Annotated in this window: 18 protein-coding genes; 5 read left to right on the forward strand and 13 right to left on the reverse strand. The window is 58.9% G+C overall.

Annotation, left to right across the window (positions count from 1 at the left end; translation table 11 throughout):
- Positions 1 to 158 precede the first annotated feature (158 nt).
- The gene (locus Q0Y02_RS12720) at positions 159 to 929 is read left to right on the forward strand and encodes an SDR family NAD(P)-dependent oxidoreductase (RefSeq protein WP_297768994.1); all 771 of its coding nucleotides are present in this window, start codon (positions 159 to 161) and stop codon (positions 927 to 929) included.
- A 343-nt stretch (positions 930 to 1,272) separates the two neighbouring features.
- Here Q0Y02_RS12720 and Q0Y02_RS12725 read toward each other — a convergent pair whose 3' ends face one another.
- From Q0Y02_RS12725 to Q0Y02_RS12735, 3 genes are all read right to left on the reverse strand, one after another.
- Positions 1,273 to 3,318, reverse strand: a complete 2,046-nt coding sequence (locus tag Q0Y02_RS12725; RefSeq protein ID WP_297768998.1) for a TonB-dependent receptor — start codon at positions 3,316 to 3,318, stop codon at positions 1,273 to 1,275.
- A 246-nt stretch (positions 3,319 to 3,564) separates the two neighbouring features.
- Entirely contained in the window at positions 3,565 to 4,500 is a 936-nt protein-coding gene (locus tag Q0Y02_RS12730; protein ID WP_297769001.1) for a metal-dependent hydrolase, read from the reverse strand.
- A 188-nt stretch (positions 4,501 to 4,688) separates the two neighbouring features.
- Positions 4,689 to 6,113, reverse strand: coding sequence for an aldehyde dehydrogenase family protein (locus Q0Y02_RS12735; RefSeq protein WP_297769004.1), 1,425 nt, complete (start codon positions 6,111 to 6,113; stop codon positions 4,689 to 4,691).
- A 286-nt stretch (positions 6,114 to 6,399) separates the two neighbouring features.
- Between Q0Y02_RS12735 and Q0Y02_RS12740 the strand changes: the two genes are divergently transcribed.
- Together Q0Y02_RS12740 and Q0Y02_RS12745 are read left to right on the forward strand one after the other, a co-directional pair.
- The gene (locus Q0Y02_RS12740) at positions 6,400 to 7,200 is read left to right on the forward strand and encodes an IclR family transcriptional regulator (RefSeq protein WP_297769007.1); all 801 of its coding nucleotides are present in this window, start codon (positions 6,400 to 6,402) and stop codon (positions 7,198 to 7,200) included.
- Between the two features lie 24 nt (positions 7,201 to 7,224).
- Entirely contained in the window at positions 7,225 to 7,680 is a 456-nt protein-coding gene (locus Q0Y02_RS12745) for a PaaI family thioesterase (protein ID WP_297769010.1), read from the forward strand.
- Positions 7,681 to 7,990: 310 nt separating this feature from the next.
- Here Q0Y02_RS12745 and Q0Y02_RS12750 read toward each other — a convergent pair whose 3' ends face one another.
- The 10 genes from Q0Y02_RS12750 to Q0Y02_RS12795 all read right to left on the reverse strand — a co-directional run bounded on the left by Q0Y02_RS12750 (position 7,991) and on the right by Q0Y02_RS12795 (position 20,731).
- Positions 7,991 to 8,437: a chemotaxis protein CheX gene (locus tag Q0Y02_RS12750; protein WP_297769013.1), complete on the reverse strand. Its 447-nt coding sequence runs from the start codon at positions 8,435 to 8,437 to the stop codon at positions 7,991 to 7,993.
- Between the two features lie 10 nt (positions 8,438 to 8,447).
- On the reverse strand, positions 8,448 to 9,272 hold the full coding sequence (locus Q0Y02_RS12755; protein WP_297769016.1) for a protein-glutamate O-methyltransferase CheR: 825 nt from the start codon (positions 9,270 to 9,272) through the stop codon (positions 8,448 to 8,450).
- A complete protein-coding gene (locus Q0Y02_RS12760; protein ID WP_297769018.1) occupies positions 9,269 to 10,384 on the reverse strand; it encodes a chemotaxis response regulator protein-glutamate methylesterase in 1,116 nt (371 codons plus the stop codon). The genes Q0Y02_RS12755 and Q0Y02_RS12760 overlap by 4 nt, the downstream gene beginning before the upstream one ends.
- On the reverse strand, positions 10,381 to 10,773 hold the full coding sequence (locus tag Q0Y02_RS12765) for a response regulator (RefSeq protein WP_297769021.1): 393 nt from the start codon (positions 10,771 to 10,773) through the stop codon (positions 10,381 to 10,383). Before Q0Y02_RS12765 ends, Q0Y02_RS12760 begins: the two co-directional genes overlap by 4 nt.
- A 15-nt stretch (positions 10,774 to 10,788) precedes the next feature.
- Positions 10,789 to 12,807, reverse strand: a complete 2,019-nt coding sequence (locus tag Q0Y02_RS12770) for a methyl-accepting chemotaxis protein (RefSeq protein ID WP_297769023.1) — start codon at positions 12,805 to 12,807, stop codon at positions 10,789 to 10,791.
- Positions 12,808 to 12,833: 26 nt separating this feature from the next.
- A complete protein-coding gene (locus tag Q0Y02_RS12775; RefSeq protein WP_297769026.1) occupies positions 12,834 to 13,307 on the reverse strand; it encodes a chemotaxis protein CheW in 474 nt (157 codons plus the stop codon).
- Positions 13,297 to 15,528 carry a chemotaxis protein CheA gene (locus Q0Y02_RS12780; protein ID WP_297769029.1) on the reverse strand — a complete coding sequence of 744 codons (2,232 nt, stop codon included), beginning with the start codon at positions 15,526 to 15,528 and terminating at the stop codon, positions 13,297 to 13,299. Before Q0Y02_RS12780 ends, Q0Y02_RS12775 begins: the two co-directional genes overlap by 11 nt.
- Positions 15,529 to 15,584: 56 nt before the next feature.
- The gene (locus Q0Y02_RS12785; RefSeq protein ID WP_297769032.1) at positions 15,585 to 15,980 is read right to left on the reverse strand and encodes a response regulator; all 396 of its coding nucleotides are present in this window, start codon (positions 15,978 to 15,980) and stop codon (positions 15,585 to 15,587) included.
- Positions 15,981 to 16,375: 395 nt separating this feature from the next.
- Complete coding sequence (locus Q0Y02_RS12790; RefSeq protein WP_297769035.1) at positions 16,376 to 19,507, reverse strand: efflux RND transporter permease subunit; 3,132 nt, start codon at positions 19,505 to 19,507, stop codon at positions 16,376 to 16,378.
- 27 nt (positions 19,508 to 19,534) lie between these two features.
- A complete protein-coding gene (locus Q0Y02_RS12795) occupies positions 19,535 to 20,731 on the reverse strand; it encodes an efflux RND transporter periplasmic adaptor subunit (protein WP_297769038.1) in 1,197 nt (398 codons plus the stop codon).
- 160 nt (positions 20,732 to 20,891) lie between these two features.
- Between Q0Y02_RS12795 and Q0Y02_RS12800 the strand changes: the two genes are divergently transcribed.
- Positions 20,892 to 21,536 (forward strand): TetR family transcriptional regulator, encoded by a 645-nt coding sequence (locus Q0Y02_RS12800; RefSeq protein WP_297769043.1) that lies wholly within the window; start codon positions 20,892 to 20,894, stop codon positions 21,534 to 21,536.
- 318 nt (positions 21,537 to 21,854) lie between these two features.
- Positions 21,855 to 23,546 carry a long-chain fatty acid--CoA ligase gene (locus Q0Y02_RS12805; protein ID WP_297769046.1) on the forward strand — a complete coding sequence of 564 codons (1,692 nt, stop codon included), beginning with the start codon at positions 21,855 to 21,857 and terminating at the stop codon, positions 23,544 to 23,546.
- Positions 23,547 to 23,621 lie beyond the last annotated feature (75 nt).

Here is a 23,621-nt window from a genome sequence, read left to right on the forward strand (position 1 = left end):
CAAGCTACAAGCTAGAATTGGGAAAGCCAAAGAGTTCCTGAATTTGGTGTTTTCTTTTCACCTGGAAGCGCGGGCAATGCGTAATTTGGTTAGCACGGCCATGCCCGTGTTGTGGCTTGAAGCTTGAGGCTTGTAGCTGTTCGACGAAGGAGAACACAATGGATCCAATTCTGGATTTTACCGGCAAGACAGCGCTGATTACCGGTGCGGCCAGTGGTTTTGGCAAGTTGCTGGCTGAAGAGCTCGGCAAGCGCGGTGCGGCGCTGGTGTTGGGGGATATCAATATGGATGCCCTGAACACGCAAGCCGAAGCGCTGGCCGATCAGGGCGTTAAAGTGGCGGCGTTGCGTTGTGATGTGTCCAGTGAAGCGGACTGCAAGGCCATGGTGGAAACCGCGCTGGCGCAGTTTGGCCACCTGGATATGGCGGTGAACAATGCCGGCATCGCCCACGGTTTTATTCCTTTCGATCAACTCACCGAGGAAGTGCTGGACCAGCAGGTGAACGTGAATGTGAAAGGGGTGATGTTCGGCATGAAGCACCAGATTGCTGCCATGAAGGAAAACGGTGGCAGCATCGTCAACGTGAGTTCCATGGCCGGGCTGGGTGGCGCGCCGAAAATTGGCGCTTACTCCGCGGCCAAGCATGCGGTGATCGGGCTGACCAAAACCGCCGCGGTGGAAGTGGCAAAGCGCAATATTCGTGTCAACGCGATCTGCCCGTTCTACACCCACACGCCCATGGTGGACGAAGGCAACCTGTCCGAAGACAAGGCCACCATGCATGCCATGCTGGCGTCCGGTTGCCCCATGAAGCGGCTAGGTCAGCCGGAAGAAATCGTTACTGTTATGTTGATGATGCTGTCCCCGGCCAACAGCTACATGAATGGTCAGGCCATTGCCGTGGATGGTGGCGTGTCTGCGTTCTGATTGTAGTTAGCGAAAAAAGCACCGGTGGCGTTTTCGCGGCCGGGGCTTTTTTATGTTCGCAAAACCGGTGGTTTTTCAGCACGTAGGGTGCACTGAGCCTCAGGCGAACTGCACCGATCCGGCGTTTGATGGTGCAGTTCGCCTTAGGCTCAGTGCACCCTACGCAATCTGTGGCGACGGTCAGGGGTTAAGCTTTAAGGCTCTGCCATCAGGCATCCAGCCCCGCAAGCCGCCTGACACCTTAACCAAGAGCAGGTCGCTTCGGTCCACGCTGCCTGGGTTTTGTAGGAGCGCCGCTTGAGGCGCGAACACACCGCCTACCACGAAGCCGCGTAGGAGGCTGCTACCAGTCCAGCGTAAACCCGGCGTAGTAACCGGTACCCGGGCCGGGCTCGAAGTAGCCGCGATTTTCCACCGGCCGGTCGCTGTTCGCATTGATGCGCAGGTTACTGTAATAGTCGCGATCCAGCAGATTGTCGATGCCGGCAAACAGGGTCAGCGTTTGTCGATTCAGTGTCCATGCCTTGCCGCCCCGTACGTTCACCAGCCACTCGCTGCCGACCCTTGTGCGATTGGTATTTTCCGCATAGCGGTGGCTGCCGAGTAGCGATTCCACTGACGCAAACAGACCGCTGTCGGCCTGCCAGTCAATCCCGGCAAAGAGCTGGTGCTGCGGGATACCGGGTAGTCGTTCGCCGCTGACATCCGCATTCTGCTGGGTGTCGTAAAATTCCTGGAAACGAAAGTCGGACCAGGTCCATGAAAAAGCCAGGGTCAGATGGTCTGTGGTGGCGTGTTCCAGGCCCAGCTCCAGGCCATCGCGGCGTGTCTGGCCGGCGTTTTGGTAAAAGGTGCGACCGCCGATTTCGTAGGGAGTGATTTCATCATCCACATCCACCCGGAACAGGGCTGCTTCGTAAAAGAGCCGATCGCCCAGTGCACCACGGGCGCCCACCTCCCGGTTCAGTGCGGTTTGCGGTTCCAGGTCCGGATTGAACCCCCCCGCTCCGGAAGGGTTAGCCAGCTCGGTAAAGGTGGGGCTTTCAAAGGCAGAACTGACCGTTGTGTAGAGTGTGTGCGCGGGGCTGACTTGCCAGCTTAGCCCGGCGCTGTAGCTGTTTTCTGCAAACTCACGGCGACCACTATCGTTGCCATCAGTCAGTAATGCATCGTTGATGGTCATGCGCAGTCGGTCTGCGCGCCCCCCGATTGTGAGCATAAGGCGATCGGACAAGTGACTGTCCAGTTGCAGAAAAATGCCGTTGGCGCTGGCCTGTTGTTCTTCGTCAGCGGTGACAGCAGTGATGTTGCCAGTGGGGCTGACCGCCCGGCGACCACGGTCGTCTTCCTGGCGATCCATATCGACGCCCAGTAACAGACGGTGCGGTAGCGTCAATACGGTAAAGGGCAGGGTGTAATCCAGCCGAGCGCCGTAAAACAGCCGCTGGTAATCAATCAGGCTGCTACCGGGAAAGGGCAGTTGCTGGCGAAAATCCCGTTGGCTGATAAAGGCGCGGGCATTGAGCAGCCCGTTGGCGAAGGCGTCATCACGATAATGCAGCCCCAGACGTTGCTGGTCGACCTGCTGACCGGCATTCAGCCGGGAGGCAAAGCGGCTGGCTTGCCGCCGATCCTGGTGGGCCTGTTGGCGGGTCAAGCCCCCCGGGTCCTGGGCAACGGGGGTATCCATGGCGGTGAGAAAGACTGTGACCGTGCGGGTGTCCGCAAGATCCCAGCCGGCCTGGCCGGTGAACTGATATTTACGAACCTCGCTCTGTTCGCGAAAACCCGGGTAATCCAGAGCTGTCAGGCTGAGAGCGTGATGGCCCTGATCATGACGGCCTGTGGTCTGCACATTGGCTTGTTTCAGCCCGTGGCTGCCGCCGACCAGCGATACGCTGGCACTATCATTGCGGGTTTTTCCGGATTGCGTGGTGATGTCCACCACGCCACCGGTGGCGTTGCCGTAGAACAGCGAGCTTGGGCCTCGCAGTACCGTGATTTGTTCCACTGCAAACAGGTCGATGCTGTCCAGTTGCGACTGGCCGTCCGGCAGGGTTTCCGGGAAACCGTCCACATTCAGGCGCAGCCCCCTGACCCCGAAGGGGGCACGGGAACCAAAACCCCGTGATGACAGGCGCAAGCCCTGGGCGAAGTTGTAACGGTTCTGCAGATAAAGCCCCGGGACACGGTTGAGGCTTTCATCCAGTTGCAGACGGGGCTGGCCCAGTTTGCTCCCTGCGTCTACCACCGTAACAGCGGCTGGTGTGTCGGCCAGAGGCCTTTCCATACGGGTACTGGTAACGGTCACCGGTTCCAGGGTTGCCGGCTCGGCAAACAGTGACAGCGGTACCAGCAGAGGGAAAACGGTTAAATGCAGACACTTCATGAATGACATCCCATGGTTGCTACTGTTCTACAGGACGTCGTCGTGGAAACAAGTGAATAAACGCAGAAATCGGTGGGCAGATTGAGCTTCAAGCGAACTGCACCGATCAGGCGCCCGAATGGTGCTGTTCGCCTGAGGCTCAGTGCACCCTGCATATTGCGTGGAGCATGAAGCGTGGTACGTGCTGGGTCTGCCAATAAAAAAGGCCGCATAAAGCGGCCCTGAAGAGGAGAGAAACAGAATGTATCAGTGGGCTTTCTTGCCCTTGCGCTGGCTGGCCTGGGCATGTTGCTCGGTGAGCAGGCCTTCGGCGCCGAACAGCTTTTCCCGCCACTCGTCCAGCAACGCGTCGGTGTCGTGCTGGGAGGGGTGGAAGTCGCGCTTGAAGAAATCCAGGTACTGGGGCGCCAGCTTGGTGAACAGGCCCTTGCGACCGAACAGGAACTTGATGCCGTTCCAGTTGTTTTTCACGTTCAGCAGGTGGCCATCGGAGGCCAGCATGCGAGCCTGAAATACGCCCAATACGGCGAAGAAAAGCACCGTGGTAGGAATCATGGCACCGGCACGGATGGCATAGCTGCCACTGACTTTTTCGTAAACGTCATAGGCAACGGTCTTGTGTTCGTTCTCTTCCAGCGCGTGCCACAACCACAGTTTTGCGGTGGCATCGTCGAGAATGCGGGCCTGGTGCTCCGGCTCACGCAGCAGCTGCTCGGCGATGATGGCAGTGTAGTGCTCCAAGCACACGGTGGCCGCCAGCTGGAAAATCTTGGGGGTGCGTTTCTGCACCAGGCCAAGCAGCTTGCCCAGCGACTTGTCCAGCTTGTCGGTGGGGTAGCCGAATTTCACGCCCATCTCGTTCCAGGCTTCATGCTCTTTACTGTGCATGGCTTCCTGGCCAATAAAGCCCGCTACCTGAGCTTTCAGTTTGGCGTCGGTAACCTCTTTGCGGTAGTGGCGCACGGAGTCCACGAAGAAGGCTTCGCCTTCCGGGAACAGGGCAGACAGGCTCAACCAGAAAGCGCTCAGGAAGGGGTCGTTATCGTAGAAATAGCGCGCCGTGGTCTTGTCGTCGAACTGGAAGTCCAGACGACGAGGGGGGATGTTCACGGTGGCGCCCAGCGGCACCTTCTGTGCGTTCTGTTCACCGGCCTTGATGTTGCTGGATGCTGTTGTTGTCATGTGTCCTCCTGGTCCCGACCGGTTATCACCGGTGGATGTCAAACTGTGACATTAAAGAATGTCACGATACTCAGGGTTACAGCAGGACAGGTAAATGGCACTTTCGCGCCCCGGACGGGGCGCTAGTGCCAGTACACAAAACAGGCCACTTTGTGTCCGTAAATGACGGGTGAAGCTTTGGGCCGGGATCAGCCCGGCAGGAACAGTGACTGAGTCTCCAGGAATTCTTCCAGCCCGAAACGGCCCCATTCGCGACCGTTACCGGATTGCTTGTAGCCGCCGAAGGCCCCCTGCAGATCCGGGCCGGCGCCATTGATATGCACCATGCCGGTACGCAACCGGGCCGCCACCGCGCGGGCTGCGCTGTCCTCCCCGAACACATAACCAGAGAGGCCATAGTCCGAGTCGTTGGCGATGGTCACTGCCTCGTCCACATCCTGATAGGGGATCATCACCAATACCGGGCCGAAGATTTCCTCGCGGCCAATGGTCATGGTGTTGCTGACCTGGCTGAAGACAGTGGGGCGGGCGAAATAGCCGGCTTCCAGTCCCTCCGGCTTGCCGGTGCCGCCGGCAACCAGTTTGGCCCCTTCTTCCACGCCTTTTTCGATCATGGATTGCACCCGCTGGTACTGGCGGCCATTGGCAATGGGGCCGATTACGGTGCCTTCGTCCTGCGGGTCGCCCGCCACAATCGTACTGCAGGCTTCGGCGGCAATGGCCTCTGCCTCCGCCAGCTGCTCGGCGTGCACCAGCATCCGCGAGGGCGCGTTACAGCTCTGGCCGGTGTTGTTCATCATTGCCCGCACCCCGTGGGTAACGGCCTTTTGCAGGTCACAACCGGGCAGCAGGATGTTGGCGGATTTGCCGCCCAGTTCCAGGGAGACCCGCTTGATGGTGGCGGCGGCCTCGCGGCTGACGGACTCGCCGGCCCGGGTGGAGCCGGTGAGTGACACCACATCAATACGCGGGTCACTGGACAGCAGCGGACCAACCTGGGCGCCATCACCATGGACCATATTGAACACCCCGGCCGGCAGGCCCGCTTCGTCAATGATCTCGGCCAAAATCTGTGCCGACAGTGGGGCAAACTCACTGGGCTTGAGCACCATGGTGCAGCCAGCGGCGATGGCGGGTGCCACCTTGCACATGACCTGGTTCATGGGCCAGTTCCAGGGGGTGATCAGAGCACAGACCCCGGCAGCGGCCCGCCGAATCTGCGCCTGACCGAGCTGTTCTTCAAAGGGGTAATCCCGAGCCACGGCCAGGGTGGTTTTCAGATGGCCGAGGCCCATGGGGGCCTGCACCTTGCGCGCCAGACTGATGGGCGCGCCCATTTCCTGGCTGATGGCCTGGGCGATCTCTTCCAGTCGCGCCTGGTAACCCTCGGCAATCTTTTCCAGGTAGCCCAGCCGGGTTTCCAGTGGCTCGGCGCTGAACGCCGGAAAGGCCGCCGCGGCGGCACTAATGGCGGCATCGATATCCGCTGCGCCGCCCATGGCCAGCTCACCCAAGGGACTTTCCGTGGCCGGGTTGATCACGGTATGACTGCTGGCGCCATCAGCCGGGTTGACCCATTCACCATTGATATAGAACTGTTGCAGCGAGCCCATGGGGATGTCCTTTTGTCGGTTGCTTATTGAGTCAGAATGCCCACAATACAATAATGAAACGAAGTTTTAAAATATTGACCACTCGGTCCGTGGCATGACATGGTTAAGTTGCCTGCAATGTGGATTCCATTGTGCGCGAGGCCTTGGGTCATGACCATGACTGGCTTATGCAGGTGAAACCGCTTTTTGCTATATTTGCGCGGTGAATACATAACTATAAGTGGAATCTATGCCCGCTGTGCCGGGGAACGGTTCCCGATCCCGAAGCCTGAAAGGAAATACAACAATGCGCAGAGCTGTTGCCGACGTGGGCACCAACGACAAAGACCGGAATTTCGTCACCGCCCTGGCGCGGGGGCTGGATATTCTCCGCTGTTTCGGTCCGTCCGATGAATACCTTGGCAACGCGGAGCTGGCCAAGCGCACCAATATCCCGCGTCCGACGGTATCGCGCATGACAGCCACCCTGACCCAGCTCGGTTACCTGCGCTATGTGCCGCAACTGGAGAAATACCGTCTTGGCCCGGGGGTGCTGGATCTGGGCTACCGTTATCTGGCCAGCGAAGGGGTGCGTGAACTGGCCCGTCCCTTTATGCAGGAGCTGGCCGATGCCACCGATTGCATGGTGGCCATCGGCGCCCCGGATGGCGCCCAGGTAACCTACATTCAGGTATGTCAGGGCAATGGCCCGCTGGTGCTGCGCCTGAACATCGGCTCCCGCGTGCCCATGGCCACCTCGGCGCTGGGGCGTGCTTTTCTGGCGGCGACTCCGGAATCCGAGCGCGAGCAATATCTCGAACAGATCCGCCGGCAGGACCCGGCGGCTTGGCCGGAACTGGAGCGCAGCCTGCAGTCCGCCTATGAGGAGTATCAGGAGTACGGTTTCTGCATTTCTGACGGCGAGTGGAACCGGGATGTGAGCGGCGTTGCCGTGCCGCTGATTCTGGATGGCGGTGCCCAGGTGGTGCCGTTCAACTGCGGCGGTTCGTCACTGCGTCTCAGCCGCCGTACCCTGATTGAAAACCTGGGGCCCAGACTCAAGGATGTGGTGGCTCAGGTAGAACAGATGGTGCAAGGGCGGGCCTGATCCCGCTTCTGCCGAGGACAATACATGTCAGCAGTACCGCCGTCCGCGTTTTCCATGGAAGACGCCAATGCGCGTTTCAATAATGGTTTCCCCGCCCTGGTCGGGCTGCATTTTCTGGAATGGCAAGAAGACCGGGCGGTACTGGGGCTTCAGGTACGTCAGGAACATCTGAACCTGGGCGGCGTCATTCATGGCGGTGTACTGGCGACGCTGATGGATGTAGCCGGTGCCTGCGCCGGCACCTATTGCCCCTATCCCGAGCGCGTCCGCAAGGCGGTTACCCTGTCCATGACTACCACCTTTACCGGGCAGGCTGGTGAAGGCTTGATCCGTGCCATCGGCACACGTCGTGCCGGTGGTTCCCGAATCTATAACAGCACCATGGAAGTGTTCGATCAGCAAGGACAGCTACTGGCCATTGGCGAGGGCACGTTCCGGTTGCGGTCCAGTAGTGCGGGGCCGGATGGCGAGCCGGTCTGAGGCGAGCTACACTTGTTGTATAAGGAACGACTGAGCGGTTCTCTGGATTTCTACGAAGCCGCTGTAGGAACGGAGCGTAGCGGAGTAACGCACGTAGTTCTGTGCGGCCCGAAGGGTGAGCGAAGCGAATACCTATGCTTGCCCCCCAAGGGATCTACGAAATGCGAACCGAGCGTAGCGAGCCGGCAAAGATCAAAGTCTGTCCGCAGTGTTCTGGAAGCTGTCGAGCCCTGATAGTCCTGATCGCCCTACGGACGATTCCCGCGCAAGCGCGGTTCGCCATGCAAGCATAGCTCCTACATGAAAGGCCTCAATGCTCCGCCGGCTGCAGGCTGATTCGCAGCATCCCCTGACGATCATCGAATAACTGTACATCCACATTGTTGCGATGTTCGCTGGGCAGTACTGCCAGTGGCACAGGTAGCGATAGCTGGCTGGGGCCGGGCAGGATGGCCTTGATGTTGCCGGCAATGATGTTGGTCAGTTCGGTGAGTGCGTCGACCACATCTTCACCGGTCACCGCGTCATCTTCTTTCCTGAACATCTGGCCGGCGATTCGTTGGCCCAAGTTTTCGCAGGTGCTGACGGTAACGCTACCTTTCCACTTTCCCGAAATCGAAATCTCTGCGCCATTGTGAATCATCGGTGGCGGGCCGCTCTGGGCGCGCACCGGAATTTTCAGAAAATCGCTGAGCACATTGGCGCCGATACGGGCAATTTTCTGTGACAGCATGGCGGGTTGTGACGACATATCCATGTGAGCACCTTCAAGCGGGTTGGTAAAAAGGGCGGTGATTTCCCGGAATGGCCGGGACAAAGCCGGCGGTTTTTTCCAGGCTTTCGGTGGAGCCAAGCAGCAGGTAACCGTCATTGGCGGTATGTTTGCGCACTCGGCCCAGTACCCGCTGGCGGTCCTCCATGGAAAAGTACAGCAGCACATTGCGCAGTAAGACGATGTCGAACACGGGCAGGTCCTCCGGCCATTCCCGCACCAGATTGATTTTCTGAAAGCTGATTCGCTCGCGGATTGCCGGTTTGACTTGCCAATCCAGGCCCTGCTGCTCGAAATAGAGCGCCATGTTGCGGGCGGGCAGTCCCCGGTTCATTTCGTTGAGGCCATAACAGCCTTGTTGCGCTTTGTTCAGTGCGGACTGGGAGAAATCGCTGGCGATCAGGGTGACCTGCCAGTCTTTCAATTGCGGGAAGTGTTGGTCCAGCAGCATGGCCACGCTATAGGCTTCCTGACCGGTGCTGCAGGCGGCGCTCCAGATGCGCAAGATCTTGTCGCGTCGCCGTTTTTCCAGCAGGGCAGGGATCATGGTGTCCAGAAAGCTCTGGCTGAGAATCGGGTCGCGGAAAAAATAGGTTTCGTTGATTGCCATGGCTTCCACCAGCTCTGTCCGCAAGGCATCGTCAGCGACAGTGGAGGCTTTTTCGATCAGCGCATTGATGTCGCCATGGGTGTGTTGTTTGGCCAGGTTCTGCAATCGGGCCTCGGCCAGATACACTTTGTCCGGCGGCAAGCTGAGCGCGATCTGGTCACAGAGGAGATTGCACAGGGTTAAATAGCTGCTTTCGTTGATACAGCTCATCCATGTACCTCGGGATTCATGGCGGCTCGCTGTCGTGCACGAAACGTGGGCCGGCCACGGTTAACCCGTCGCATAATCTCCGCCGCCATGTCCTGCAACGGGAGCTCCGCGCAGGCAAGGCCGGCCCGTGATACCACCCCGGGCATTCCCCATACCGCGCTGGTGGGTTGGTCCTGCACCAGGATCTGTGCGCCGGCCTTGGCCAGTTGGCGACAGCCTTCCAGGCCATCCTGGCCCATCCCCGTCAACACCACAGCCAGCACATTGGGACCATAGGCTTTGGCGGCGCTGGCAAACAGAATATCCACGGCGGGCCGGCAGAAATTCACCGGCTCGCTGCGCTGGGGAGCGACCAGGGTGTTGTCGCCAACCTTATCCACGGTCATGTGATAGTCACCGGCGGCCAGCCAGACCTGGCCTGGCTCGGCCCGCTGACTACTGTCGCACTCTGCCACACGTAACGGCGCGTTCTGATCAAGCCGTGTGGCCAGGGCGCGGGTGAACACCGCCGGCATGTGCTGCACCACCAGAATGGGAACCGGAAAATCACCAGGCAGGGCCGGGATCAGCTGGCCCAGGGCCCGTGGTCCGCCCATGGAGGCACCAATCACCACCAGATCCACCCGGGAAGGAATGCGATGATGCGGGAGCTGTGAGGCTACCGGGCGGGGGCGTGGTGGTGGTGCGGCTGATGGTTTGCTCTCCCGTCGCAACAGGGTTTTGATTTTTCCCAGCAGGCTGGTCTTGATGTAGTCCCGGGCTTCGGCGGCAGTGCCCACCATGGCGGGTTTGGGCACATAGTCGCTGGCGCCCAGGGACAGGGCCTCAATGGTTACCATGGCGCCGCGTTCGGTAATGGAGCTGAATACCAGCACCGGAAGTTCCGGGCGGCTTACTTTCAGTTCCTTGAGCATTTCCAGCCCGCCCATGCCGGGCATTTCCACATCCAGGATCAGCAGATCCGCTTCTACCCGTTGCAGACGATCGAGGCCCTGGCGTCCATCGCAAGCCGTGCCCACCACAACGATGTCAGGATCTTCTTCCAGAATCTGGGTGAGGATATGCCGCACGGCGGCGGTATCATCCACCAGAAAGACACGAATGTTGCTCATGCTCTCTCTGCTCTGTGCAGCCCCATCATTTCCAGCTTGCAGGCAAGAGCCTCCGAGGAAAACGGTTTCATCAAGTATTCATCGGCGCCAGCAGTCAGGGCTTCCACCATCTGGCCCACTTCCGCCTCACTGGTAACCACCAGTAACTTCATATCCCGATAGCACGATTTCTGCCGTACGGTGCGGATAAATTCCAGGCCGTTCATGACCGGCATGTTCCAGTCCACCAGGGCCAGGGAGGGGATGCTGTCATCCCCCTCCAGCAGGGTGATGGCCTGCTGGCCATCACCGGCTTCGGTAGTTTCATAACCCAACTGCTGAAGCAGGTCGCCGAGGATCAGGCGCATGGCCCGGGAGTCATCAATGACCAGTGCTTGTGTAGTCGTCATGATTTTGCTCCCTCATTATTTCTGGTTGTCCGCGCGTCCGGTGCGCTCTGCATCCACCACCAGGGTCTGCAGGTCTGCGGCCAGTTTGGCCAGATCCGTGGCTGCCTGACGCATGCTGTCCACGCCGGCATTGGTGCTTTTCGCCGCTTCGGCAACGCCACCGATATTACCGGCCACTTCGTTGGTGCCCTTGGCGGCGTCGGCGACACGACGGCCCATTTCGTTAGTGGTGATGGTCTGTTCTTCCACCGCGGAGGCAATGGAACCCTGAACCTGGCTGATGTGGTGAATGACCTCGCTGATACGGGCGATGCCTTCGATGGCGCCTTTCACATCCACCTGGATGGCCTCGATCTTCTGGCCGATGTCTTCGGTGGCGCGGCCGGTTTCCTTGGCCAGTTCCTTCACTTCATTGGCGACCACGGCAAAACCGCGACCGGCATCCCCGGCACGGGCAGCCTCAATGGTGGCATTGAGTGCCAACAAGTTGGTTTGCTGGGCAATGCCGGTAATTACCTTGATCACCTTGCCAATCTCCGCGCTGCTGGTGCCCAGGCTGCTGATGGTGGTGTTGGTGCCTTCGGCAATGCTCACTGCCTCGTCGGCCACGCGGGCGGCGTCGGTGGCGTTCTTGGCGATTTCCTTGATGCTGGCACCCATTTCCTCGATACCACTGGATACTGCCTGCACGTTTTCGTTGATGTCTTCGGCGGTGCGAACCGCGGAATTGGCCTGGCTACTGGTAACGCCGGCGTTGGAACCCATCTGGTCACTGGTGGCAATCATTTCCTCGGAGGAGGTGGCCAGCACTTCCACGGTGCCGCGAATACGTTCTTCCAGCAGCACTTTTTCGGTGATGATTTCCCAGGTGAGCATGGGGCCCACGTAGTTGCCTTCCGCGTCGTAGATCGCGTTTACCAGCAGGTCAGCCTTCTCGTCACCAATATTGATGCGTGCACGATAAGGCAGGTTGGTGGGATCGGACAGAATGCGGCGCTGGTGCTCTGGCTGTTTGTGGAAAACATCAATGTTGGCGCCCAGCAGTTCGCTTGCCTTGATCGGCAGGTAGGATTCCAGCTTTTCCATGGTGGCGGTGGCGGCCGGGTTCAGGTAGATGATTTTCAAATCCCGGTCACAGAGGAAAACATTGGTGGGCATCTGGTCCACCATGTTCATCACACGCCGGAATTCGTTTTCCTGGCGCAGCTCCGTGGTCACGTCTTCCCAGCAAACGGTGTAGCCAATGATTTTTTCTTCCGAGCTAATCACCGCATTGATGCGGGTGCGCAGAGTCACGCCACCGAAGTTGAAGTCGGCAGAGTGAGGCATGGCCTTGGGATCGCGGAGGATGGTTTCCACCCGTTTCGGGTCGCGGTGAAAGCGGTGGATATGGCCGTTGAGGATGTCCTCGATTTTGACCCCGAAGGTTTTGAAAATCGGTTGGGCAATAGTCGACAGGGTTTCTGCGGCACGGGGGTTGATGTAAACGATGTTGAGGTTGGTATCAGCGACAAACACGTTGGCTTGCAGGCTGGCCATGGTGCTTTTTACGCCTTCCAGGCTGTCGGTGACGGACTTGCTGGTGTCCACATCGCGAAGGGCGCTGTCGCTATGGGTCGGCTGGCTGCTGCCGTTGGTTGTGTCTGTGGCGTTTTCGTTCACGATGTCCCCCTTCAATGGCGCAACGGTATTCATGATGGTATCGATGTGGCTGGACTCCACACCCAGAGACTCCAGTGTCTCTTTCAGGTGAACGGCGACCCGGTCGAAGTTTCTGGCGGTGATATGCAGGTTCTTGTGGGCGTCGGCCATGGACGGGCCCTGATAAATCTTCGGCCCACCCAGGGCCTGGGTGAAGAACTGCACCTGGGATTCTTCCAGGCCTTTGCGCTGTTTGTGGCGAAAGTAGGGGGCCAGGGCCTGATCACTCAGCACCCGGTTGTAAAACTCGGTTACCACGGCGCGGACAGCGGCTTCGCCACCTACCTGGCTATAGAGAGAGTTATCGTTTGCGTGATCCAGATTATCTGTCATTGCTGTCTATCCCCGTGTTGTCCTTGTTATTGCAATACTGAGTGTGAAGCGCGACTGGCTGAGCGGCTGCACAGTTCGTCCGCCAGCAGGGTGTCCAGGTCCAGTAACAGATAAAGCGTGCCCTGGACCGGGAAGACGCCGCGCATGAATTTTCGTGGTGCCCCCTTGAGTGTTTCCGGTGGTGGTTCGATCTCTTCTGGCTGCACGCTGACAATGTCACCGATGCAGTCCACCATCAGGCCCACCTGTTCGCCACCGTGATTGATGACGATGTTGATGGTGTCTTCTTCATCGCTTTCGCCGGGCAACCGCAGCACCTTGCGTAGGGCGATGGCCGGCACGATACGTCCGCGGATATTCATCAGCCCGAGTACCCCGGGAGGCGCCAGCGGAATATTGGTAATCTGGTGGTTGGCGAGCACTTCCTGAACATTGTCGACCACCACGCCGTAATGCTTTCCCGCAACGGAGAACGTGCAGATCAGTTGTTTAGTGTCCATTGCTGTCCTCACTTCGGTGCTTGCCATGGAACTGGCTGAACAGGGCTTCACAATCGATAAAGTCCGTCACATGGCCTTGCAGGATGCCAGCGCCAAGAATGCCTTCGGTCTGGGCGCTCTGTTGTATGGCGGCTTCGTCGTCACTGACGATATCGATGATGTCGTTGACCACCAGGCCTACTTCACCGAAGTCGGTGGGTTGCACCACAATGCGGATAATCTCTTGGTCAGAGGGAGTGCTGCGGTTGGCGTCGCCAAGGCGAATCAGCGGCAGAATGCCACCGCGATACTGAATCACTTCCCGGCCGGCGGAGTATTCGATCAGATCGGTACTGATTTCCTCCAGGCGTGACACTCTCGACAGGGCGATGGCAGAGCGGCCAGTACTGTCATCCGGGCGTACCAGCAGGTAGCTCTCGGCGGCGCGAATGGGTTTGGCTTCTGCGTCTAGTGGGTTTTCCAGCTGGCGCAGTTTGCGCTCGTGGCGGGTAACGCCGGCAAAGTCGGCAGTGGACTTAACATCCAGAATCAACGCTACCCGACCATCACCCATGATGGTGGCGCCGGCAAAGCAGGGGTTGTCCTTGAGGAGTCTACCCAGGGGTTTGACCACGATTTCTTCCGTATCGCGAACGTCGTCCACCAGCAGTCCAAATTCCTGCTGGTCGGCGGTGAGCACCAGAATGAACTGATCTTTATGGGTTTCCTTGTCGCCCATCTGCATCAGCGAGCGCATGTCGACCAGCGGCAGCAGTCTGCCGCGAAGCCGATAGACCAGGGCGTCGTGGACTGTCTCGATATCCTTTTCGAGACGGTCGGCTTCTACGTAGACCACTTCCATCAGGTTGACCTGGGGAATGGCGAAACGCTGATGGAGGCAACGCACGATCAAAGCCGGGACAATGGCGAGGGTGAGCGGGATTTTCAGTTTCAGTGTCGTACCACGGCCGGGGATGCTCTTGATATCAATGGACCCGCCGATGCGCTCCACATTGGTTCGCACCACATCCAGGCCCACGCCGCGGCCTGACAGGTCGCTGACAGTGTCTGCAGTGGAAAAGCCGGGTTCGAATATATAGCGGATCTTTTCCTGTTCGGTGAGCTGTTCCGCCTGCTCCGGGCGCACCAGACCGACCTCCATGGCTCGCCGGATAATTTTGTCACTGTCCAGGCCGGCGCCATCGTCGCTGACCTCTACGGTGACGTTGCCACTTTCGTGATAGGCGCTCATGGTCAAGGTGCCGGTTTCCGGTTTGCCTCTGGCGCGACGATGTTCCGGCGTCTCGATGCCATGATCGACGGCGTTGCGAACCAGGTGGATGAGGGGGTCGCGAATGGCTTCGAGCAGACTGCGATCCAGTTCTGTATCCCCGCCCCTGAGTACCGGAGTCACCCGTTTGCCGGTTTTTCTTTCCAGATCCAGAAGCAGGCGAGGGTAGGTGGACCAGGCATTGCGGATCGGCTGCATGCGGGTTTGCATCAGGCCTTCCTGCAGCTCACTGGTGACCATATTCAGGCGTTGGGACAGGTTAACCAGTTGAGCATCGTTCTGGTTGGCGGTGTGCTGCAAAAGCTGGTTGCGGGTGAGTACCAGCTCGCCTACCACATTCATCAGCTTGTCCAGCAGCATGACATCCACACGTACGGTGGTATCGCTCTTTCCTGCCTGTTGCTGGCTGGTGATTTCCGGCTCTGCTTTTTCCGGCGAGGAATGGTCGCTCGTCGGCATGACATTCTGTTCGCTGGTTACCGCTGGGTTTGTATGCTCAGGCTTCGCCGGTTCAGTGGGGGGCTGTGTGATTTGAGATGGACTGGCGGCAGCCTCATTTTCCGTGCGGGTGGGGATCAGTGCATGTAAGCGGTCGATCAAGGCCTGTGGTGCCGGGTCTCCGTCTTTACCATCATTGTGAATACGCTTGAGGAAAACACGGATTTCATCCACCCCGTCCAGTAGCGCGGTGGCATGCGGAAGATCCATGTGTTGATCTCCGTCGCGCATGGCGCCGAGGATATCTTCCAGAGCATGGCTTAGGGTCTCCAGCTGCGTGAAGCCGAAAAAACCGCAGGTGCCCTTGATGGTATGGATTGCCCGGAAGGCGCTGGCAATACGCTCACTGTCATGGGGTAAGCGCTCCAGTGCCACGATATCCTGTTCCAGTTGCCCCAGATTTTCGTCACTTTCGATCAGAAAACTTTGCAGTGCCTTGTCGTTTTCCTGCATTGGGCCTTCTCCCCCTTGAACCTGTCATGCGTTGTTATTGGTATCGACGTTGCTGTTCAGCCGGCGGCGAGTTTGCGCAATGAAGCCAGTCGTAAGATGGAACGCAGATCGGCGTCATGCGGAGGTTTGACAAGATAGTTGTCACACCCGGCCTGGCGACCGGCCAGGTGAGCTTCTGCGGAGGTCATGCTGGAAAGCATGGCGATGCGGGCCGGGCTGCCTTTCTGGCGCAGGGCGCTGCAGGCTTCCAGGCCGCCCATTACCGGCATCTCCACATCGAGGAAGATTAGATCAAAGGGGCGTTTTTCGGCGCACGCCAGTGCCTGGCTACCGTCAGCGGCCTGGGCGATGTCCAGGTCGTAGGAGCCGGCGGCCAGTTCGTGCAATTTGGCGGTGATAAGGCTTCGTATGGCGGTGCTGTCGTCCACCACCAGGATGTTGAGTCTATCCATGACCCTTCCCCGTGTAGCTGCTACTTCCATTCTGTTCCCCGGATCCCGGTTTATACCGTTAAAGCAGCGCGGGCTGCTTTCCCCCTTAGAACAGGCGCAACTATTTTTATATATGCAGAATATGGAAATGAAAGTGAGGAGGGACGAACGGTGCCGTTTCGTCGATGTTCGCCCGGTACCTTATTGGTATGCTTTTTTCCAAATCTGCTTCACAAAAAATGGCCATGCCCTTGGTAGGGGAATAAGTACCATGGTTCATTTCACGCAAGCTTCACGTAGGGGATAAACGAAAACCGGGAGGCGACGAACGGGCGTCGGAAGAGGAGAAATAGTGTTGCGGGGAAGGAAGAGCAATCTGCCAGGCCCACCCGGGGCCCGGCAGATTGAAAGCCGGATCAGTGGTCTGCTGTTTCCTTCGGCTTGCCATTCAGCGGAACGCCAGCGAGCTTGCGGACGACCACATAGAACAGCGGAATAAAGAAAATCGCCAGCACCGTAGCGGTGAGCATGCCACCGAATACCCCGGTACCGATGGCGTTACGGGCGCCGGCGCCAGCGCCGGTGCTGATCATCAGCGGGGTAACCCCGAGCATGAAGGCCAGTGAGGTCATTAGGATGGGCCGCAGCCTCATACGTACCGCTTCCAGGGTGGCCTTGACCAGGTGCTCGCCCTTCTGCTCAAGCTCCAGGGCAAATTCCGCAATCAGAATGGCGTTCTTCGCCGATAGCCCGATGGTGGTGAGCAGGCCAACCTGGAAGAACACATCGTTCTCCAGCCCGCGGAAGGTGGCAGCCAGCACGGCACCGATCACGCCGAGCGGGACCACCAGCATGACGGCGAAGGGAATGGACCAGCTCTCGTAGAGCGCCGCCAGGCACAGGAACACCACCAGCAGGGAAATCGCATACAGGGCCGGCGCCTGATCACCGGACTGGCGTTCCTGATAGGATAGGCCGGTCCATTCGGAGCCGAACCCGGCTGGCAGCTTGGCGGTCAGTTCTTCCATGGCATCCATGGCGTCACCGGTACTGTAGCCGGGTGCCGCGTTGCCCTGAATGTTCACCGAGGAAACGCCGTTGTAACGCTCCAGTTTGGGTGACCCGTAGGTCCAGTGGCCGGTGGCAAAGGCGGAGAAAGGCACCATTTCGCCCTGATTGTTGCGCACATACCAGTCATCAATGTTTTCCGGCAGCATGCGATAGGGCGCGTCAGCCTGCACATACACCCGTTTCACCCGGCCCCGGTCGACAAAGTTATTCACATAGCTCGAGCCCCAGGCAATCTGCAGTGTGCTGTTGATATCGCTGATACTGAGCCCCAACGCCTTGGCTTTCTGTTGGTCAATGTCCAGTTGATATTGCGGGCTGTCTTCCAGGCCATTGGGGCGCACGCCGGCAAGACGAGGGTCCTGGCTGGCCATGCCCAGTAACTGGTTACGGGCCTGGATCAGCGCTTCATGACCACGACCGGCCTGATCCAGAAGCTGAAAGTCAAAGCCGCTGGCGTTACCCAGTTCGGGGATCGAGGGCGGGTTGAGGGCAAAGATCATGGCTTCACGAATGCTGGCGAAGAAGCCCATGGAGCGGCCTACCACCTGGTTGACGCCATCGGTTTCCAGATTCCGTTCGGACCAGTCCTTCAGGTTGACGAACGCCAGCCCGGCATTCTGGCCCTGGCCGGTAAAGCTGAAACCGGCCACGGTGAACAGACCATCCACGGCGGAGGTTTCCTCGTTGAGGTAGTAATTCTCCATCTTCTTCAGGACGTCCACGGTCTGCTCCTGGGTGGAGCCCGCCGGCAGCGTGACCAGGGTAAACATCATGCCCTGATCCTCTTCCGGCAAGAAGCTGGAGGGCAGGCGCATGAAGGAAAAGCCCAGCACACCGACAATCACCACATAGATCGCCAGGTAACGCCCGCGGCGGCCCAGTATTTTTTCCACCCGACCCTGGTAGGCCAGGCTGCTGCGATCGAAAGTGCGGTTAAACCAGCCGAAGAAACCCTTGTTGGTCTGGTGCTCTGCATCCTTGGCCTTGAGCATGGTGGCACACAGGGCGGGGGTGAGGATCAGGGCAACCAGCACGGACAGCACCATGGCGGACACAATGGTGATCGAGAACTGCCGGTAAATCGCCCCGGTGGAGCCGGGGAAGAACGCCATGGGGATAAATACCGCTGACAGTACCAGGGCAATACCCACCAGGGCGCCGGTGATCTGGCCCATGGATTTGCGGGTGGCTTCCTTGGGGGGCAAGCCTTCTTCGTGCATGACCCGTTCCACGTTTTCTACCACCACGATGGCATCGTCCACCAGCAGACCAATAGCCAGCACCATGCCGAACATGGTCAGGGTGTTAATGGAGAAACCAAAGGCTGCCAATACACCGAAGGTGCCGAGTAGTACCACCGGCACCGCAATGGTGGGAATCAGGGTGGCGCGGAAGTTCTGCAGGAACAGGTACATCACCAGGAAGACCAGGATGATGGCTTCGAACAGGGTGTGGACCACTTCCTCAATGGAGATCTCCACGAACGGGGTGGTGTCGTAGGGGTAATCCATCTCCATCTTGTCGGGGAAGAAGGGCTTCAATTCTTCCAGGCGAGCGCGCACCGCATCCGCGGTATCCAGCGCGTTGGCGCCGGAGGCCAGGCTGATGGCCAGGCCGGCGGCAGGCTGGCCGTTATAGCGCCCCACCACATCGTAGTTCTGTGCGGCCAGTTCCACCCGGGCCACATCCCGCAGGAACACCTGGGATCCATCCGGGTTTACTTTGAGCAGGATGTTCTGGAACTGTTCGGTACTTTGCAGGCGCGTCTGGGCAATGATGTTGGCATTGAGCTGCTGGCCTTCCACTGCAGGGGCGCCACCCAACTGGCCACTGGCCACCTGGTTGTTCTGTACCTGAACCGTCTGGGTAATGTCCTGGGGCGTCAGGTCGTATTTGTTCAGTTTGTTCGGGTCCAGCCAGATACGCATGGCGTAGGGGGAGCCGAACAGCTGGATCTTGCCGACACCCGGTACCCGACTGATCGGATCCTGCACATTGGAGGCCACATAGTCGGCCAGATCGGCCCGGCTGAGGCTGCCGTCCTCGGAGGAAAAGGACACCACCATCAGGAAGGAATCCGAGGATTTGCTTACCTGGAGACCCTGTTGCTGCACTTCCTGGGGGAGTAGGGGGGTGGCCAGTTGCAACTTGTTCTGCACCTGAACCTGGGCGATATCCGCGTCGGTTCCCGGGGCGAATGTCAGCGTGATCTGGGCGTTGCCGAAGGAATCGCTGCTGGAGCCGATGTAGAGCAGGTTATCGATGCCACTCATCTGCTGCTCGATCACCTGGGTGACCGAGTCTTCCACGGTTTTTGCCGAGGCGCCGGGATAGTTACCGGCAATGGTCACCGCTGGCGGGGCCACTGCCGGGTACTGTTCCACCGGCAGGGTATAAATGGCCAGGGCACCCGCCATCATCATGATGATGGCGATAACCCAGGCAAAAATCGGGCGGTCAATAAAGAATCTGGCCATGGTATTCCCGTTTCTCGTTACGTCGCGTTATTGCGCTGCGCTTTGATCCCCGCCTTGAGTGGCGGGGGCCTGGGATGCTTGAGCCTGCTGTTCGGTATCCACGGGACTAACCGGAATGCCGGGCTGGATTTTTTGCAGCCCATCCACGATCAACCGGTCTCCGTCTTTCAGGCCGCTGGCGATCAGCCACTGACTACCCACGGCGCGTTCGGTGACCACGTTCACCTTTTTTACCGTGTTGTTGTCGTCGATGAGCATGGCGCTGGCCTGGCCGGTGGGGTCACGGGTAATGCCTTTTTGGGGAACCAGAATGGCATCTTCTCGCTGGCCCTCGGGCAGGCGACCGCGGACAAACATGCCCGGTAGCAGGTCGCCGTCCGGGTTGGGGAAGAGTGCGCGCAGGGTCACCGAGCCGGTGCTTTCGTCCACCGCATACTCGGAGAACTGCAGCGCGCCGGGTTTGCTGTACTGGCTGCCGTCTTCCAGGATCAGGGTAATACGCGCTTCATCGTCGCTGACCTGCTGCAGTTCGCCGGCTTCCATGGCCTGGCGCAGGCGACGCAGCTCGATGCTGGACTGGGTCAGATCCACATAGATAGGGTCCAGCTGGCGGATGGTCGCCAGGGCATTGGCCTGGTTGGCGGTGACCAGTGCGCCGGCCGTCACGGTGGATCGCCCGATGCGGCCGCTGATCGGCGCCTCGATGGTGGCGTAATCCAGGTTGATCTGTGCGCTTTGCAGATTGGCTCGGGCGGCGGCTACAGCGGCCTTGTTTTCATCCAGGGCGGCTTTGGCTTCGTCATATTCCTGCTGGCTGACAGAGCGGCGTTCCAGCAGCGTCTTGAAGCGTTCCACACGCAGGGTGTTGGAGTTCAGGGTGGCCTGGGCCCGGGCAAGCTCCGCCCGGGCAGACGCTACGGTTGCCTGGTAGGTGCGTGAATCGATCTTGTAGAGAGGTTGCCCGGCTTCGACTTTCTGGCCTTCTTCGAACAGGCGCTTTTCGATCACGCCGCTTACCTGCGGGCGCACTTCAGCAATCTGGTGAGCGGTGGTGCGCCCGGGCAGCTCCCGGCTAAGGGTGGTGGATTTGGCCTTTACCGTAATAAAGCCAACCTGCGGGGCCTGTTGCTGTTGTTGCTGGCCGGCCTGGTCAGCGTCACTGCAACCGGCAAGCTGCAGGGCAAGGGCGCCCGCCAGAAGGGAGAGAATCAAACCGCTGCGCATAATCACCTCTGTTTTCAATACACGCCGTCAGGCACCGACTCGACGAAGGGGCGGTGCTTGCAGGAAATATGAATCAGGTTCAGTATATACATTCAGCAATGTATGTATAGGCCCGAAAGTGAAATCCATTCAATTTTCTTGAGTCCATTAAGAGTCTTCCATGGTCAGGCGAACAAAGGCAGAAGCGCTGCAAACCCGGGCTCAGATCCTGGATGCCGCCGAGCAGGTTTTTCACCGTAAAGGGGTACTGTCCGCCTCTTTAAAAGATATTGCCAGTGAGGCCGGGGTGACGCGAGGGGCGATCTACTGGCACTTCAAGAACAAGCATGATGTGTTCATGGCCATGGTGGATCGCAGTCGCTTGCCATTCGACAGTCTGGCGGAGCGCGCAGAGGATGCCAGTGAGCCGGATCCGCTGGGTCGCCTGCGTGAGTTTATGGTCTATCTGTTACAGCAAGCGGTCTGTGATCCCGGCCAGCGGCGGCTTTTCGAGATCATGTTCCAGAAATGCGAATTCAGCGGCGAAAATGCCGATTTGCTGGATCGTCAGCGTGACGCCTGCCGAGACTCCGCCGGGCGACTGACGCGGACCTTTGCCAATGCCATCGCCCGTGGGCAACTCCCGGAAAATCTGGATAGGGTGAAATCTGTTACCTGGTTACACAGCCAGCTCACTGGCGTGATCATGTACTGGTTGCTTGATCCGCAGGTGTTGGATCTGGAGCGGGCGGCCACGGATTTTGTCGATACCTGTCTGTTTGCCCTGCAGCATTCTCCTTCCCTGCGAACGTCTCCCGAGCTGTAATTCCAAGCCACTGAATTGGCAACTGAAATACCGGTCCGCATTTCCGATAACTGGTCTGTGCAGAGCACATACCCGGTGGTATGTTTTTGGTCCCTCCTTGAGAGAATCCTCTTTCTAGCCTTTGTCAGATTTCGTTTCAAAAAACGAAACGTCATTCCAAAATAGTATTGACGACCCTCCCGAGCCATGTCAGATTGACTGGCGAGTCAACATCTTGTTTCCGCTGAAGGGCGGTGGGACCGCCGATTCCCTTCAGCATTCGCTACAGCAGCAACACAAATAAAAGGCGTTCATTGAAACGCCGCGGGAGAGCTCAACATGTTTGATCGGCACTATGCGGTCTGGCCGGAGAATATGCCGCGCCACCTCAGCCTGCCGCAGACCAGCCTCTATACCAATTTGGAGGTCTCGGCCCTGCGTTATCCTCACCGGGATGCAATCAACTATTACGACAGCCCCATCACCTTTGCCGAACTCAAGCAGCAGGTGGATGCCCTGGCGGGCTATCTGCAATCGCTGGGGATAGAGAAGGGCGACCGGGTGCTGCTGTTCATGCAGAACGCGCCCCAGTTCATCATCAGCTACTACGCCATCCTCCGTGCCAATGCCATCGTGGTGCCGGTGAACCCCATGAACCGGGCCGCCGAACTGGAGCATTATCTGGAGGACACCGAAGCCGCCGTGGCCATCTGTGGCCAGGAACTGTTGCCGCCCGTGGCGCCGGTGGTGGGCATGGTGAATCTTCGCCATGTGATCGTGGCGGCCTACAGCGATTACATCACCCGTGATACGGACCTGCCGTTGCCCGCCGAGGTGGAAGCACCGGCGGTGGCGCTGAACAATCCGGCGCACATTGCCTGGAAAGATGCCATTGGTGCCGGTGAAACCCCCAGTGAACTCTTGGTAGGCCCGGACGATCTGGCGGTGTTTCCTTATAGCTCTGGTACCACCGGTGCTCCCAAGGGTTGTATGCATACCCATCGTTCGGTGATGGCCACCTGTGTGCAGGGCGGTGTCTGGAGCCACGGCACCACCGAATCGGTAACCCTGGCCACGCTGCCGTACTTTCATGTGACCGGCATGCAGGGCTCCATGAATACGCCGATCTACGGTGGCTCGCTGATCGTGCTGATGACCCGCTGGGATCGCCGTGTGGCGGCAAAGCTGATCGAACGCTACAAGGTCAGCCGCTGGGTGAACATCGTCACCATGGCCATCGATCTGCTCTCCGATCCGGACGTGGAGAAGTACGACCTGTCCTCCCTGGAGAATATCGGTGGCGGCGGGGCGGCCATGCCCGCGGCGGTCTCCGACAAACTCTTCCAGCTTACCGGCCTGCGTTACATGGAAGGCTATGGCCTGTCCGAAACCATCGCCGGTACCCATATCAATCCCACCGATAACCCTAAGTCCCAGTGTCTGGGAATTCCGGTGTTCGATATCGATTCGCGCATTGTGGCGGTTGAAGACGACGGCCAGACCGGCAAGGAACTGGGCCCCGGCGAGGTAGGGGAGATCCTCATCCATGGCCCGCAGGTGTTCCAGGGCTACTGGAAGCGTCCCCAGGAAACGCAAAAGGCGTTTACCGAACTGGATGGCAAGCGTTTCTTCCGCACCGGTGATCTGGGCTACTACGACGAAGAGGGCTATTTCTTCATCGTCGACCGGGTCAAACGGATGATCAACGCGTCCGGCTTCAAGGTCTGGCCGGCGGAGGTGGAAAGCCTCATGTACCGCCACCCGGCCATTCAGGAAAGCTGCGTCATTTCCACTCCTCACCCGCGTCGCGGTGAAACCGTGAAAGCCTGCGTGGTCCTGCGCAACGAGATGAAAGGCACGCTTACCGAGCAGGCCATCATCGATTGGTGCAAGGAAGAAATGGCCGCCTACAAGGTGCCGCAGGTGGTGGAGTTTCGTGATGAGCTGCCCCGTTCGCCCACCGGCAAGGTGATGTGGCGAGCCCTGCAGGAGCAGGAATGGGCCAGCGAACAGGAACAGCAGGCTTGCTAGTAGGCAGGAACAAACCCCAGTCAGCACCACAATAAAACCTACGCGGCAGCGCTACGTCGCAGGGGCTGACATAAC

Origin of the sequence: uncultured Alcanivorax sp. (assembly GCF_947258575.1) — a bacterium.
Lineage (GTDB): Bacteria > Pseudomonadota > Gammaproteobacteria > Pseudomonadales > Alcanivoracaceae > Alcanivorax.

What these genes read in the sequence shown, in the direction of transcription:
- Q0Y02_RS12765 (WP_297769021.1), bottom strand. Translation starts at nt 10,773, where the DNA reads ATGACGACTACACAAGCACTGGTCATTGATGACTCCCGGGCCATGCGC.
- Q0Y02_RS12730 (WP_297769001.1), bottom strand. Translation starts at nt 4,500, where the DNA reads ATGACAACAACAGCATCCAGCAACATCAAGGCCGGTGAACAGAACGCA.
- Q0Y02_RS12735 (WP_297769004.1), bottom strand. Translation starts at nt 6,113, where the DNA reads ATGGGCTCGCTGCAACAGTTCTATATCAATGGTGAATGGGTCAACCCG.
- Q0Y02_RS12745 (WP_297769010.1), top strand. Translation starts at nt 7,225, where the DNA reads ATGTCAGCAGTACCGCCGTCCGCGTTTTCCATGGAAGACGCCAATGCG.
- Q0Y02_RS12780 (WP_297769029.1), bottom strand. Translation starts at nt 15,528, where the DNA reads ATGCAGGAAAACGACAAGGCACTGCAAAGTTTTCTGATCGAAAGTGAC.
- Q0Y02_RS12725 (WP_297768998.1), bottom strand. Translation starts at nt 3,318, where the DNA reads ATGAAGTGTCTGCATTTAACCGTTTTCCCTCTGCTGGTACCGCTGTCA.
- Q0Y02_RS12770 (WP_297769023.1), bottom strand. Translation starts at nt 12,807, where the DNA reads ATGACAGATAATCTGGATCACGCAAACGATAACTCTCTCTATAGCCAG.
- Q0Y02_RS12750 (WP_297769013.1), bottom strand. Translation starts at nt 8,437, where the DNA reads ATGGATATGTCGTCACAACCCGCCATGCTGTCACAGAAAATTGCCCGT.
- Q0Y02_RS12760 (WP_297769018.1), bottom strand. Translation starts at nt 10,384, where the DNA reads ATGAGCAACATTCGTGTCTTTCTGGTGGATGATACCGCCGCCGTGCGG.
- Q0Y02_RS12740 (WP_297769007.1), top strand. Translation starts at nt 6,400, where the DNA reads ATGCGCAGAGCTGTTGCCGACGTGGGCACCAACGACAAAGACCGGAAT.
- Q0Y02_RS12795 (WP_297769038.1), bottom strand. Translation starts at nt 20,731, where the DNA reads ATGCGCAGCGGTTTGATTCTCTCCCTTCTGGCGGGCGCCCTTGCCCTG.
- Q0Y02_RS12720 (WP_297768994.1), top strand. Translation starts at nt 159, where the DNA reads ATGGATCCAATTCTGGATTTTACCGGCAAGACAGCGCTGATTACCGGT.
- Q0Y02_RS12785 (WP_297769032.1), bottom strand. Translation starts at nt 15,980, where the DNA reads ATGGATAGACTCAACATCCTGGTGGTGGACGACAGCACCGCCATACGA.
- Q0Y02_RS12790 (WP_297769035.1), bottom strand. Translation starts at nt 19,507, where the DNA reads ATGGCCAGATTCTTTATTGACCGCCCGATTTTTGCCTGGGTTATCGCC.
- Q0Y02_RS12755 (WP_297769016.1), bottom strand. Translation starts at nt 9,272, where the DNA reads ATGAGCTGTATCAACGAAAGCAGCTATTTAACCCTGTGCAATCTCCTC.
- Q0Y02_RS12800 (WP_297769043.1), top strand. Translation starts at nt 20,892, where the DNA reads ATGGTCAGGCGAACAAAGGCAGAAGCGCTGCAAACCCGGGCTCAGATC.
- Q0Y02_RS12805 (WP_297769046.1), top strand. Translation starts at nt 21,855, where the DNA reads ATGTTTGATCGGCACTATGCGGTCTGGCCGGAGAATATGCCGCGCCAC.
- Q0Y02_RS12775 (WP_297769026.1), bottom strand. Translation starts at nt 13,307, where the DNA reads ATGGACACTAAACAACTGATCTGCACGTTCTCCGTTGCGGGAAAGCAT.